This is a genomic window from Streptomyces sp. NRRL S-920 (genome assembly GCF_000717945.1).
Lineage (GTDB): Bacteria > Actinomycetota > Actinomycetes > Streptomycetales > Streptomycetaceae > Streptomyces > Streptomyces alboniger.
In genome coordinates, this window is sequence record NZ_JODF01000021.1 from 68126 (window position 1) to 81894 (window position 13769).

General features: G+C 71.1%; 10 protein-coding genes and 1 pseudogene. 3 read left to right on the forward strand and 8 right to left on the reverse strand.

The window, feature by feature from the left end; all coding sequences use genetic code 11:
• Positions 1 to 119: 119 nt before the first annotated feature.
• The gene (locus tag IG54_RS0117590; RefSeq protein WP_030784484.1) at positions 120 to 2516 is read right to left on the reverse strand and encodes an ATP/GTP-binding protein; all 2397 of its coding nucleotides are present in this window, start codon (positions 2514 to 2516) and stop codon (positions 120 to 122) included.
• A gap of 294 nt (positions 2517 to 2810) precedes the next feature.
• Between IG54_RS0117590 and gabT the strand changes: the two genes are divergently transcribed.
• Both gabT and IG54_RS38010 read left to right on the forward strand, forming a co-directional pair.
• A complete protein-coding gene (gene gabT, locus IG54_RS0117595; protein ID WP_030784487.1) occupies positions 2811 to 4145 on the forward strand; it encodes a 4-aminobutyrate--2-oxoglutarate transaminase in 1335 nt (444 codons plus the stop codon).
• 115 nt (positions 4146 to 4260) lie between these two features.
• Positions 4261 to 5055: pseudogene (locus tag IG54_RS38010) on the forward strand (phosphatase PAP2 family protein); the annotation flags it as partial.
• Between the two features lie 23 nt (positions 5056 to 5078).
• Here IG54_RS38010 and IG54_RS41330 read toward each other — a convergent pair.
• From IG54_RS41330 to IG54_RS0117630, 7 genes are all read right to left on the reverse strand, one after another.
• The gene (locus IG54_RS41330; RefSeq protein ID WP_234336219.1) at positions 5079 to 5546 is read right to left on the reverse strand and encodes a hypothetical protein; all 468 of its coding nucleotides are present in this window, start codon (positions 5544 to 5546) and stop codon (positions 5079 to 5081) included.
• Between the two features lie 157 nt (positions 5547 to 5703).
• The gene (locus IG54_RS0117605) at positions 5704 to 7122 is read right to left on the reverse strand and encodes an NAD(P)/FAD-dependent oxidoreductase (RefSeq protein WP_030784493.1); all 1419 of its coding nucleotides are present in this window, start codon (positions 7120 to 7122) and stop codon (positions 5704 to 5706) included.
• A gap of 29 nt (positions 7123 to 7151) precedes the next feature.
• The gene (locus tag IG54_RS0117610; protein ID WP_030784495.1) at positions 7152 to 7952 is read right to left on the reverse strand and encodes an ABC transporter permease; all 801 of its coding nucleotides are present in this window, start codon (positions 7950 to 7952) and stop codon (positions 7152 to 7154) included.
• A complete protein-coding gene (locus IG54_RS0117615) occupies positions 7952 to 8890 on the reverse strand; it encodes an ABC transporter permease (protein ID WP_030784498.1) in 939 nt (312 codons plus the stop codon). The genes IG54_RS0117610 and IG54_RS0117615 overlap by 1 nt, the downstream gene beginning before the upstream one ends.
• The gene (locus tag IG54_RS0117620; protein WP_030784502.1) at positions 8887 to 10047 is read right to left on the reverse strand and encodes an ABC transporter ATP-binding protein; all 1161 of its coding nucleotides are present in this window, start codon (positions 10045 to 10047) and stop codon (positions 8887 to 8889) included. The genes IG54_RS0117615 and IG54_RS0117620 overlap by 4 nt, the downstream gene beginning before the upstream one ends.
• Positions 10048 to 10162: 115 nt before the next feature.
• Entirely contained in the window at positions 10163 to 11413 is a 1251-nt protein-coding gene (locus IG54_RS0117625; protein ID WP_030784506.1) for an ABC transporter substrate-binding protein, read from the reverse strand.
• Between the two features lie 54 nt (positions 11414 to 11467).
• Positions 11468 to 12970, reverse strand: coding sequence for a gamma-aminobutyraldehyde dehydrogenase (locus IG54_RS0117630; protein ID WP_030784508.1), 1503 nt, complete (start codon positions 12968 to 12970; stop codon positions 11468 to 11470).
• A 207-nt stretch (positions 12971 to 13177) separates the two neighbouring features.
• Here IG54_RS0117630 and IG54_RS0117635 point away from each other — a divergent pair, with 207 nt between their 5' ends.
• Positions 13178 to 13756: an NADAR family protein gene (locus IG54_RS0117635; RefSeq protein WP_078594205.1), complete on the forward strand. Its 579-nt coding sequence runs from the start codon at positions 13178 to 13180 to the stop codon at positions 13754 to 13756.
• Positions 13757 to 13769: the final 13 nt, after the last annotated feature.

Here is a 13769-nt window from a genome sequence, read left to right on the forward strand (position 1 = left end):
TCCGTATGAACGACCTGTGTCGATTCTGCCTCACCGTACGGTAGGGACAAGACGGACTGACGGGTAACCACGGGCGCCGACCGGACCCCGTCCATCCACCCGCCGGCCCACCCCCGGGACTACCCCCGGAGGTCCACCAGCAGGGGAGGCGCGTGTCCGCCCGCCACCGTGGCGAGCGAGAGCACGGCGTGGCCGGGGGGCAGCGAGTGGGCGAGGTCCGAGGCGGACCAGCGTTCACGCTCGACCTTGCGCACGGTGACCGCGTCGGTGGTAACCGCCTTGCCGGTGACGAGCTTGCGCAGCGAGTGCAGCGCGCGCGTGACGGGCTGGTCGGCGAAGACGGTGTGCTGGGCGACTTCCTTCGTCTCGATCCATTCGGTGCCCCAGGCCTCGGTGAACCGCCGTCCGTCCCAGGTCGTCACCCCGGAGAAGGCCATCCGGCAGCCGACCGCCGCGTACAGGGGGCCCTGGAGGGACTCCGGCACCTCTCCTATGGTGCGAAGACCGAGGACGACGCCCGCGTTCAGCGACCGCAGCCGCTGGATGGCGCGCACGCTCTCGGCGGTGAGCGTGCGCGAGGCGTCGTCCAGGATCAGACAGGCGAAGTGCGGCCGCCGGGCACGGCTGCGCACGACGTACGTGAACTGGGCGAGGAGCAGCCGGGCCAGCAGCCGCGACGCCTCCTCGTGGCCGTGCTCGGGCAGATCCACCCTGACCCGCAGCGGATGGTGGACGACCGCCCGCATCGAGAAGGGGTGGCCGTCGCCGCCGGGGTCGAAGAAATCGGCGAAAGCGGGCCGGTCGAGCAGCGCGAGCCGGTCGGCGAGCGCGGGGCCCGGGTCGTTGGGGGAGCCTGACTGGCGCATACGGGCGTCCAGTTCGCGGCGCATGGCGGTGTGCTCGCCCGCGGCGAGCCCCGACTGGAGGGCGGTGAGGCCCGCGGGGTCCCCTTCGAGCAGCTCCCGCAGGACGGGCACGGACGGGAAGCGCCCGTGGAGGGCGTGGTAGGGGCCGAGCAGTTGGGCGAGGGTGGTGGCGGCACGCCGTGTGTCGACGGCTTCCAGGTCGCCGACGAGTCCCTCGGCGAGGAAGGCCGCGGCCTCGTCCGCGTCGGCGCAGTCCGCGTACAGGTCGATGTCGTGCACGGAGGCCGGGTCGCCCGGCCTGACCACGACGTCGTACGCGTCGTCGGCGCCGAGCGCCGTGCCCGCCGCGCACACGACGACGACCGCGCACCGCCCGGCGAGGGCGCCGAGGGCGAGCGACTCGGCGACGGGGCGCATCAGCCGTCCCGTCTTGCCCGCGCCGGAGGGGCCGACGGCGAGCAGTGAGGTGCCGAGCACGGCGGGGTCGAGGGCCGCGCCCGCGCCGCGTACGGCGTACGGGTTGCGGTCGTCCCGCGCGAAGCGGCCGATCCTGACCTGGCCGACGAGCGGGTCGTGGACGGCGGTGCGGGCCGGCAGGTCGCGGTGGCCCGAGGGGTGGGTCCAGGCGGCGGCGCCGTGCCGGGCGACCGTGTCCACGAAGGTGGCCAGGGCGGTGGGGTCGGGAGCGGCCGGGTCGGGGGCCGCCGTGCGCCAGGCGTGGGCGACGCGGGCGCAGTCGACGTCGGTCATGCGCCCGCTGAGCAGTTCGGCGGAGAGGAGGTCCGCGGCCTTGTCCTGGCCCGCGGCGCGCAGCTCGGGCCAGTGGGCGCGCGGGGGCGCGTCGGCCGGGCGGGGCGGGGTGGCGGGCCGCCGCACGGTGGCGCCCCTGGCCTCGCGGACCGCCTGCCACCAGCCGCCGATGCGGGCGAAGGGCCACAGCACGGCGAGGGTGATCAGGACGTACAGGGTGTCGATGACCGCGGGCGAGGCGAAGACGTCGGGGTCGCCGGTGACGAGCGCGACCAGGGAGAAGACGGGGTCGGCCACGGGCAGTGGCCGGGTGTCGAGCCCGAGGGCGCTCGGCCAGACGAAGATCAGGGCGCCCACGGCGGCGACGGAGGCGAGCACCGCGCGGGACGGCTGCGGGCGCCGGACCACGAAGTGCCGGATCGCGTCGGGCCACGCGCCGAGCCGTCCGACGGTGTACACCAGCGCGCCGAAGACCACCCCGTCGTAGACGATCCGCGCGTCGATGCCCTCCAGTCCCTTGGGCTGGGTGCTCCCGGCCCACCACCAGTCCCCCGGCGTGAACAGCTTCAGCGGCGCCCACTGGTAGGGGATGTTGCCCTGCCGCCACAGCGACCAGAAGAGCAGGCCGAGCACGGCGGAGATCACCATGCCGACGACCAGGCGCCGGCCGGCGCCCTCGGTCTCGGCCTCGGGCTCGGGGGGCCGGTAGCCGTAGCGCCAGATGCCCGGGGCCGCCTCGGGGCGGGGCGTGGCCAGCCAGTCGGCGACGGAGGCGGGGCCTTCGGCGCCCGGCGGCTGCCGGGGCATCGGGGGCGCGGCGGGAGCGGTCGGCGTCGCCGGGCGCGGCACCGGTGCGGCCCGCTGCCCGTCGCGTGCCCCGTGCGTGCCCTCGGTGTCCATCGGCCTTGCCCCCTGACCTGCCGGTCCGTCCGTCGATCCGCGCTCAATCTAGTGGCAGCGCGAGGGGAGTTCACCGGTTACGCGCCCGGTCCGCCCGGAGTGCTGGAACACGGCATGTGTCCAAGTCGGACAACCGTGCCGCGCGACCCCACCCCGATGGAGCATGACCGTCCCCCCGCCCCGCCCCTAATCTGCGAGAAACCCCCCGTCGAACCAGGCGAAGGCCGGCCCAGGGCGAAACCGTCAGCCAGCGTCCGGCGTAGCCGTCCAACCCCCCAGAAACAGGAGCCCCGCATGAGCGACATCCCGCAGGAGCGCCGCGTCGTCACCGCCATCCCCGGCCCGAAGTCGCAGGAGCTTCAGGCCCGCCGTACCGCCGTGGTCGCCGGTGGCGTGGGCTCCGTGCTGCCCGTCTTCACCGCCCGCGCGGACGGCGGCATCATCGAGGACGTCGACGGCAACCGTCTGATCGACTTCGGTTCCGGCATCGCCGTGACCTCCGTCGGTGCCTCCGCCGAGGCCGTGGTGCGCCGGGCCTCCGCCCAGCTCCAGGACTTCACGCACACCTGTTTCATGGTCACGCCGTACGAGGGGTACGTGGCGGTCGCCGAGGCGCTCGCCGAGCTGACGCCGGGCGACCACGAGAAGAAGTCGGCGCTGTTCAACTCCGGCGCCGAGGCCGTCGAGAACGCCGTCAAGATCGCCCGTGCGTACACCAAGCGCCAGGCCGTCGTCGTCTTCGACCACGGCTACCACGGCCGTACGAACCTCACGATGGCGCTGACCGCCAAGAACATGCCGTACAAGCACGGCTTCGGCCCGTTCGCCCCCGAGGTCTACCGCGTCCCGGTCGCCTACGGCTACCGCTGGCCGACCGGCGCCGAGAACGCCGGACCCGAGGCCGCCAAGCAGGCCATCGACCAGATCACCAAGCAGGTCGGCGCGGAGAACGTCGCCGCGATCATCATCGAGCCCGTGCTCGGCGAGGGCGGCTTCATCGAGCCCGCGAAGGGCTTCCTGCCCGAGATCGTGAAGTTCGCCAACGACAACGGCATCGTCTTCGTCGCGGACGAGATCCAGTCCGGCTTCTGCCGCACCGGCCAGTGGTTCGCCTGCGAGGACGAGGGCATCGTCCCCGACCTGATCACCACGGCCAAGGGCATCGCGGGCGGTCTGCCGCTCGCCGCCGTCACGGGCCGCGCCGAGATCATGGACGCCCCGCACGCGGGCGGCCTCGGCGGCACCTACGGCGGCAACCCGGTGGCCTGCGCCGGTGCGCTCGGCGCCATCGAGACGATGAAGGAGCTGGACCTCAACGCCAAGGCGAAGGCGATCGAGTCGACGATGAAGGCCCGCCTCACGGCGATGGCCGAGAAGTTCGACATCATCGGCGACATCCGCGGCCGCGGCGCGATGATCGCCATCGAGCTGGTCAAGGACCGGACGACCAAGGAGCCCCACCCGGCGGCCACCGCGGCCCTGGCCAAGGCCTGCCACGCGGAGGGCCTGCTGGTCCTGACCTGCGGCACCTACGGCAACGTCCTGCGCTTCCTGCCGCCGCTGGTCATCGGCGACGACCTGCTCAACGAGGGCCTGGACATCATCGAGAACGCCTTCGCCGGCGTCTGAGTCCAAGGGAGCGTCGGGGCGTGTGAAGAAGGTGTGCGGGCCCCATGACAGGTTGCCGAACCGCCTGTCGGGCCGCACGCCTCTGTCGTACGTTTCTGCCGTACGGTTTCTCCGGATGAGAGAGACACCCCGCCCACAGGGGACTGTGGGCGACACCAGGTCGGAGCCTCCCCGGGCCCGTCCCGGTCGTGCCCTCGCGCACGCACCCGGAGCCGCTGGCTCCGGAACTCCTCACCGATCGGATGACCGCACGCCCCAGACCCCCCGGGGCGCGCGGCACCCCGGTCCTTCCGGCCGCCTCGGGACAACCCCCCCTGTGCCGGGGCGGCCGCCCCTCTTCCTCAGCCTGTGCGCGCTCGTGTTCGCGCTGCTCACCTGGCAGGTCGTCGCCGAAGGGCCGCTGCGCCGGGCCGACGAGCGCGCGGGGCGGGCCCTGAGCGGCAGCCGCCTGCCGGGGCGCGCCGCGGAGTTCCTCGCCGACCTCGGCAATCTCACGGTCGCGGTGCCGGTCCTCCTCGCCGTCCTCGTCTGCACCGCCTGGCGCGGCCATCGCGCCGGTACGGTCCGCTGGTGGCTGCCCGCGGTGGCCGCCGCCCTCGCCATGGCCGCGGTGCCCGCGCTCGTCGTGCCGCTCAAGGCGGCCATCGGCCGGCCGGGGCCGCCGGGCATGGCGGGCCACGACGGCTTCTACCCCTCGGGCCACGCCGCGACGGCCGCCGTCGCCTATGGAGCGGCGGCGCTGCTCCTGCTCCCCCTGCTGCGCGGCTCGTACGGCCGTCGCGCGCTGCTCGTCGGCTGCGCGGTGCTGAACGTCGCCGTCGGCTTCGGTCTCGTGCGGCGGGGATATCACTGGCCGCTCGACGTGGTGGCCTCGTGGCTGCTGTGCGGGATGCTGCTGCGCGTGCTGGTGGCGGTGGTCGGGCGGTACGGCGGTCACGCCTCCTCGTCCCGGGTCTCCCGGGCGAGGCCCGCGGCCGCCTCGTGCATCGCCAGTTCGAGCAGCGCGGGGTCCGTCAGCGTGCCGGATCCGTCCGGGGGGACCAGCCAGCGGACGCCGCCCGTCACCCGCCCGGGGTAGGGCACGACGATCCAGGTGCCGCGGCCCGCGCCGCGCACCCCCGTGCCGAGCCAGTGGGCGACCGTGCCCGCCGGCACGAAGAAGCCCATGCGCGCGTCGCCGAAGTCGGCGAGCACCGGCCCCGGGCGGTCGGTGCAGCAGGTCAGCACGTCGAGCGTGGGGTGGCCCAGCTCGCCGGGGAGAATCAGCACGTCCCAGCGCCTGCCGGCGGGCAGGAGCGCGACGCCGTACGGGTTGCGCTCCCATTCCCATCGGCAGGCGTCCGGATCCGGTGCCACCGATACGAGCCATTCGAGCGCCGACCTCGCTCCCGAGCCAGTCATGGCTGGACCTCCCTGTTTCCCGGTGACGGCTGTGCGTGTCACTGGTGAGAGGGGCCCGGGAGCCGGGCATTACGCGGGTTCGGCTACTTGTTGGTAGTGAGGCGGCTCGCGCCGCGGCGGTGGGGCGTACGCCGGTTCAGCCGGCACCTGCGCCGCTTCAGCTGTCGAAGCCGAGCCCCAGCTTGTCCATCGTCTTGAGCCAGAGGTTCCGCTTGCCGCCGTTGGCGTCGGAGCGGGCGAGCGACCACTTGGTCAGCGCGACGCCCGTCCAGGCGAACGGCTCGGGCGGGAACGGCAGCGGCTTCGTGCGGACCATCTCCAGGCTCGTGCGTTCCGTGCGCTCACCGGAGAGCAGGTCGAGCATGACGTCGGCGCCGAACCGGGTGGCCCCGACGCCGAGGCCGGTATAGCCCGCCGCGTACGCGACGCGGCCCTGGTGGGCCGTGCCGAAGAACGCCGAGAAGCGCGAGCACGTGTCGATCGCGCCGCCCCACGCGTGCGTGAAGCGAACCCCCTCAAGCTGCGGGAAGCAGGTGAAGAAGTGCCCGGCGAGCTTCGCGTACGTCTCGGGGCGGTGGTCGTACTCGGCGCGCACCTTCCCGCCGTACGGATAGATCGCGTCGTAGCCGCCCCACAGGATGCGGTTGTCGGCGGAGAGCCGGAAGTAGTGGAACTGGTTGGCGCTGTCGCCGAGTCCCTGCCGGTTGCGCCAGCCGATCGCGGCCAGCTGGCCCTCGGTCAGCGGCTCGGTCATCAGCGCGTAGTCGTAGACCGGCACGGTGTACGCGCGGACGCGCTTGACCAGCGAGGGGAAGATGTTCGTGGCGAGCGCCACCTGGCGGGCGAAGACCCTGCCGTACGGGGTGCGGACCGCCATCCCCGCGCCGGTCCGGGCCAGTTCCAGGGCGGGCGTGTGCTCGTAGACGCGTACGCCCTTCTCCAGGCAGGCCCGCTTCAGGCCCCACGCGAGCCTCGCCGGGTGCAGCATGGCGACGCCGTCGCGGTCCCACAGGCCGCCGAGGAAGGTCGGCGAGTCGACCTGCGCGCGCACGGCGTCCGCGTCGAGCAGTTCGGCGCCGCCCGCCAGGCCGTGGGCGGCCATCTCCTCGTACATCTCGTGGAGTTCGGCCACCTGGTGCGGCTCGGTGGCGACGTCGATCTCGCCGGTGCGCTCGAAGTCGCAGGCGATGGAGTAGCGCTTGACGGCCGCCTCGATCTCGTCGAGGTTGCGGGCGCCCAGCTCCTCCAGCTTCTCGATCTCACCGGGCCAGCGGGACAGGCCGTTGGCGACGCCGTGGGTGAGGGAGGCGGCGCAGAAGCCGCCGTTGCGGCCCGAGGCGGCCCAGCCCGCTTCGCGGCCCTCGACGAGGACGACATCGCGGTGCGGGTCGCGCTCCTTGGCGTTGAGGGCGGTCCACAGTCCGCTGTAGCCGCCGCCGACGACGAGGAGGTCGCCTCGTTCGTCGCCGGTGAGGGCGGGCTCGGGGGCGGGCTTGCCGGGGTCGTCCAGCCAGTACGAGACCGGCTGGGCGTCGGAGAGGGACTTGGTCCAACGGGTCATGGCGCTTGGGGCCATGATTTCCACTCCTTCTGAAACGGCGGGAATTACCGGGACTGCTTGTTGCGGCGCTTGCCGATCAGCATTCCGGCGAGCACCAGGAGCACGGCGACGAGGAACATCGCCGTACCGATCACATTGATCTGAACGGGCGTGCCACGCTGTGCGGATCCCCAGACGAACATGGGGAATGTCACGGTCGAGCCCGCGTTGAAGTTCGTGATGATGAAGTCGTCGAAGGAGAGCGCGAAGGCGAGCAGCGCGCCCGCCGCGATGCCGGGGGCGGCGATCGGCAGCGTGACCCTCAGGAAGGTCTGCACGGGGCCCGCGTAGAGGTCCTGCGCGGCCTGTTCCAGACGGGGGTCCATCGACATGACCCGCGCCTTGACGGCGGTCACCACGAAGCTGAGGCAGAACATGATGTGGGCGATGAGGACCGTCCAGAAGCCGAGCTGGGCGCCCATGTTGAGGAAGAGCGTGAGCAGCGAGGCGGCCATGACGACCTCGGGCATCGCCATCGGCAGGAAGATCAGGGAGTTGATGGCGCCGCGGGCCCGGAAGCGGTAGCGCACGAGGGCGAAGGCGATCATCGTGCCGAGCGCGGTCGCGCCGATCGTGGCCCAGGTGGCGATCTGGAGGCTCAGGGAGAGCGAGCCGCACATATCGGCGACATCGCACGGATTCTGCCAGGCGTCGGTGGAGAACTCCTGCCAGGAGTAATTGAAGCGGCCCTTCGGTTTGTTGAAGGAGAAGACCGTGACGACGACATTCGGCAGGAGCAGATAGGCGAGCGTGCACAGGCCCGCGATGACGACGAGATTGCGCCGCAGCCGGCGAAGAATGGCCATCAGACGAGATCCTCCGTCCCCGACTTGCGGATGTAGAAGGTCACCATGAGGAGAATGGCGGCCATGAGGATGAAGGACAGGGCTGCCGCGGTCGGATAGTCCAGAACGCGCAGGAACTGCGTCTGGATGACGTTTCCGACCATGCGGGTGTCGGTCGATCCGAGCAGATCCGCGTTCACGTAGTCGCCCGTCGCCGGGATGAAGGTCAGCAGCGTTCCGGAGACGACGCCCGGCATGGAGAGCGGGAACGTCACCTTGCGGAAGGTCGTGGACGGCTTGGCGTAGAGATCACCGGCCGCCTCGTGCAGACGTCCGTCGATGCGCTCCAGCGAGGTGTAGAGCGGCAGGATCATGAACGGTAGGAAGTTGTACGTGAGTCCGCAGATCACCGCGAGCGGTGTGGCGAGGACCCGGTCGCCGTCGGTGACGCCCAGCCAGCTGGTGACGTCCAGGACGTGCAGGGAGTTGAGGGCGCCCACGAGGGGGCCGCCGTCCGCGAGGATCGTCTTCCAGGCCAGCGTACGGATCAGGAAGCTGGTGAAGAACGGCGCGATGACCAGCACGAGGATGAGGTTGCGCCAGCGGCCCGCGCGGAACGCGATCAGATAGGCGAGCGGATAGCCGAGCAGCAGGCACAGCACCGTGGCGGAGCCCGCGTAGAGCACCGAGCGCAGGAACTGCGGCCAGTAGTCGGCGGCCGCGTCCCAGTAGGTGGCGAAGTGCCAGGTGACCTTGAAGCCCTCTTCGAGCGAGCCGGTCTGTACCGATGTCGACGCCTGGTAGACCAGCGGCAGCGCGAAGAAGACGATGAGCCAGAGGATGCCGGGAAGCAGCAGCCAGTAGGGGGTGAGTCGGCCGCGCCGACGGGGCCCGCGCGGTGCGGGAGCCGGGTCTTCGGGGTCCTTCGCCGGTGGCGCTTCGGTGAGGGTCGTCGTCATGCGGTGGCGTCCTCCTCGACCTTCTCGACGCCCGCCTCGACATCCTGGGCGGCGTCGAGGCCGAAGGTGTGCGCGGGGTTCCAGTGCAGGACGACCTCGGCGCCCGGGGTGAGGCGGCCGTCGCGCTCGATGTTCTGCGCGTACACCTCGAAGGAGGGGCAGACCGGGCTGTGCACGACGTACTGCGTCGATACGCCGATGAAGCTGCTGTCGGCGATGCGCCCGGTGATGCGGTTGCGGCCCTCGGGGATGCGCCCCGCGTCGTCGGCGTGGGTGAGGGAGATCTTCTCGGGGCGGATGCCGACCAGGACCTTGCCGCCTGTCGTGGTGGGGCCGCTGCACCGGGCGGTGGGCAGCGTCAGCTTGCAGTCGCCCGCCTTCACGACCAGGTCGTCGCCGCTCTGCGCGGCGACCTCCGCCTCGATGAAGTTGGAGGTGCCGAGGAAGTTGGCGACGAAGGTGGTGCGCGGGTTCTCGTAGAGGTCGGCGGGGGCGCCGAGCTGTTCGACGCGGCCGCCGTTCATCACGGCCACGGAGTCGGCCATCGTCATGGCCTCCTCCTGGTCGTGCGTGACGTGCACGAAGGTGATGCCGACCTCGGTCTGGATGCGCTTCAGCTCCAGCTGCATCTGGCGGCGCAGCTTCAGGTCGAGGGCGCCGAGGGGCTCGTCGAGCAGGAGCACCTTGGGGTGGTTGATGAGCGCGCGGGCGACGGCGACGCGCTGCTGCTGGCCGCCGGAGAGCTGGTGCGGCTTCTTGCGGGCCTGCTCGCCGAGCTGGACGAGGTCGAGCATCTCGCCGACCTGCTTCTTCACGGACTTGATGCCGCGGCGGCGCAGGCCGAAGGCGACGTTCTCGAAGATGTCGAGGTGCGGGAAGAGCGCGTACGACTGGAAGACGGTGTTCACGGGCCGCTTGTACGGCGGCAGAGCCGTGACGTCCTGGTCGCCGAGGTGGACGGTGCCCGAACTGGGCTCCTCCAGGCCGGCGATCATGCGGAGTGTGGTGGTCTTGCCGCAGCCGGACGCGCCGAGCAGCGCGAAGAAGGAGCCTTGCGGCACGGTGAGGTCGAGCGGGTGCACGGCGGTGAAGGAGCCGTACGTCTTGCTGATCCCGGTGAGACGGACGTCGCCGCCGTGTTCTTGAGCAGTCGTCATGAGGGGGTCCAGGGGAGAGTAGAGGGGCAACGGAGGCGCCCCTTCAGGGGCGCGGGGAACTGCGCGACCAGCCACAACGGGTCCGCAGGTTCAGGCGGCCACAGCCCACGCGGCGTCACACGCCGGTCAACCTCGCGAATTTCTCTTCGTAGGCGGTCTCTTCTTTGGACGTGAGCGACCGGAACGCCCGCGACTTCTCCTTCATCTCCTTGTCAGGAATGATCAGCGGATTCGACGCCGCGTCCGCGTCGATCTTCGCGAGCGCGCCCTGGACCCCGTCCACCGGACACACGTAGTTGATGTACGCCGCGAGGCGCGCCGCCGGCTCCGGCTCGTAGTAGTAGTCGATGAGCCGCTCGGCGTTGCGCTTGTGGCGTGACTTGTTCGGGACGAGGAGGTTGTCCGTGGACGTGATGTAACCCGCGTCCGGGATGTGGAAGTCGATGTCCGGGTTGTCGGCCTTGAGCTGCACGATGTCACCGGCCCAGCCGACGCAGGCGGCGATGTCGCCCTTGGCGAGGTCCGAGGTGTAGTCGTTGCCGGTGAAGCGGCGGATCTGCCTCTTGTCGACGGCCTTCTGGAGGCGGGCGATGGCCGCGTCGTAGTCGTCGTCGCTGAAGTCCCCCGGGTCCTTGCCCATGTCGAGGAGCGTCATGCCGACGGTGTCGCGCATCTCGGAGAGGAATCCGACGCGCCCCTTGAGCTTGGGGTCGTCGAGCAGCTGCGATACCGAGGTGACCTTCTTCCCGCCGGTCGCCTTCTTGTTGTACGCGATGACGGCGGAGATGCCGGTCCAGGGATACGAGTAGGCCCGGCCCGGGTCCCAGTCGGGGTCGCGGAACTGGGACGACAGGTTGGCGTACGCGTGCGGCAGGTTGGCCGCGTCCAGTTTCTGGACCCACCCGAAACGGATGAGCCGTGCCGCGAGCCAGTCCGTGACGCAGATGAGGTCGCGGCCGGTGTCCTGGCCCGCGGCGAGCTGCGGCTTGATCTTCCCGAAGAACTCGACGTTGTCGTTGATGTCCTCGGTGTACTTGACCTCGATCCCGGTGCGTTTCGTGAACGCCGCCAGGGTGGGCCGCCGGTTCTTGTCCTTCTCGTCGACGTCCATGTACTCGGTCCAGTTGGAGAAGGTGAGCCGCTTCTCCGTGGCCGAGTGGTCCTCGGACGAGACCTCACCCTGGCTTTTGCCCGCGGCGGGGATCCCGCAGGCACTCAGCGCGCCGAGTCCACCGGCGGCGAGCGCGCCGCCCGTGGCGGCGCGCAGCAGGGAACGGCGGGTCAGGGAACCCCGGCCGTTCCGCAGGCTGCGGTGCATGGCGGCCAGCTGGGCCGGGGAGAGGCAATTGGGCTCGTACTGCTCCATGCGCGTGGATGCCCTTTCGGGAGGAAGGCGGCCGCCGGTCATGCGGCCTGTTGGCTATCGGTCCCCGAAGATCGTGCGGTGCCAGTCCTTGCGGACCACCGCCGTGTTGTCGAACATGACGTGCTTTACCTGCGTGTACTCCTCGAATGAGTACGCGGACATGTCCTTGCCGTAGCCCGAGGCCTTGTAGCCGCCGTGCGGCATCTCGCTGAGGATCGGGATGTGGTCGTTGACCCAGACGCAGCCCGCCTTGATCTCGCGGGTGGCGCGGCCCGCGCGGTACACGTCGCGGCTCCAGGCGGAGGCGGCGAGGCCGTAGGGGGTGTCGTTGGCGAGGCGGATGCCCTCGTCGTCGCTGTCGAAGGGCAGTACGACGAGCACAGGTCCGAATATCTCGGACTGGACGATCTCGCTGTCCTGCGCGGCGTCGGTGATGAGGGTGGGCTTGTAGTACGCGCCGGGGTGCTGGAGCGCCTCGCCGCCGGTCACCACGCGCGCGTAGGAGCGGGCGCGGTCGACGAATCCGGCGACGCGGTCGCGGTGCGCGTGCGAGATGAGCGGGCCCATGTCGGTGCTCGGGTCGAAGGGATCGCCGAGCCGCACACTTGCCATGAGGTCGGCGACGCCCGCCACGAACGCGTCGTAGAGCGGACGCTGGACGTACGCGCGCGTGGCGGCCGTGCAGTCCTGTCCGGAGTTGATGAGTGCTCCGGCGACCGCGCCGTGCACGGCGGCGTCGAGGTCGGCGTCGTCGAACACCACGAAGGGCGCCTTGCCGCCCAGCTCCAGGTGCAGCCGCTTGACGGTGGCGGTGGCGATCTCGGCGACGCGCTTGCCGACGCCGGTGGACCCGGTGAAGGACGTCATGGCGACGTCGGGGTGCCCGACGAGGTGCTCACCGGCGTCCTTTCCGGCCCCCGTGACGATGTTGACGACACCGTCCGGGACGCCGGCCTCGGTGGCGGCCTGCGCGAACAGGAGCGAGGTGAAGGGGGTCAGCTCGGCGGGCTTCAGGACGATGGTGTTGCCGGCCGCGATCGCCGGGAGGACCTTCCAGGCGGCCATCTGGAGCGGGTAGTTCCAGGGGGCGATGGAGCCGACGACACCGATGGGCTCCCGGCGTACGTACGAGGTGTGGTCCCCGGTGTACTCGCCGGCCGACTGGCCCTGGAGGTGGCGGGCCGCGCCCGCGAAGAAGGCGGTGTTGTCGACGGTGCCGGGGACGTCGAACTCGCGGCTCAGCTTGATCGGCTTGCCGCACTGCAACGACTCGGCCTGCGCGAACTCCTCGGCGCGGTCCGCGAGCACGCCCGCGAAACGGTGCATGGCGTCCGAGCGCTCGCCCGGAGTGGCGCCCGCCCAGCCGGGGAACGCCTCGGCCGCCGCGGCGACGGCGGCGTCGACGTCGTCTCTTCCGGCCAGCTCGTACGAGTAGACCTCCTCGGCGGTGGCCGGGTCCACGACCGCGTGGGTCCGGCCCGAGGTGCCCTTGGTCAGCCGCCCGGCGATGTACTGCGCGCCGTCCGCGAAATGGTCCCGCGCCTGGAAGTTGTGCATGACGCTCTCCTCCGCCGCCCTCCCCGTCCCACAGGGGTCGGCGTAGCTCCAGATCGATTTGAGTGCCGATCCTGGCAGAGCAGGGATAGTCCAACAAGTGATTCCGTTGTTGCCTTTTGGTTACGCGACGGAATCTGTCGACCAGGTGTCGAGTCGTCCCGGAAAACCCAGGACGGTGTGTCAGTGGTGCGTGCCAGACTCGCGTGCATGACGAAGATCGAATCGGTGCGCTCGGTGGACGCGCTGGTCCGCGCGGTGAGCGAGGGCGAGCCGGTGGAGTACCTGTACTTCTGGGGCCACACCCCGAAACGGGACGGCTCCCTCGGCCGCAGCTGCCTCAGCCAGTGGTGGCCCTCGCCCTTCACCGTGGACGGCGTCACCTACGCGTCGGCGGAGCACTGGATGATGGCGGGCAAGGCCCGCCTCTTCGCCGACGCGGACGCCGAGCGGGCGATCCTCGCGGCACGGACGCCCGCCGAAGCGAAGAAGGCGGGGCGGGGCGTGCGGGGCTTCGACGAGGCGGCCTGGGCCCGGGAGCGGTTCGAGATCGTGGTGCGGGGCAGCGTCCACAAGTTCACGTCGGACCCGGCACTGAGGGAGTTCCTCACGGGGACGGGCCGGCAGGTGCTGGTGGAGGCGAGCCCGCTGGACCGCGTGTGGGGGGTGGGCCTCGCGGCGGACGACCCCCTGATCCGGGACCCGGCGCGGTGGCGGGGGCCGAACCTCCTCGGATTCGCGCTCATGGAAGCGCGGGCGCTCCTGTCCTCGCGGTGCGACGCGGGGTGAACCGGCCGGGGGG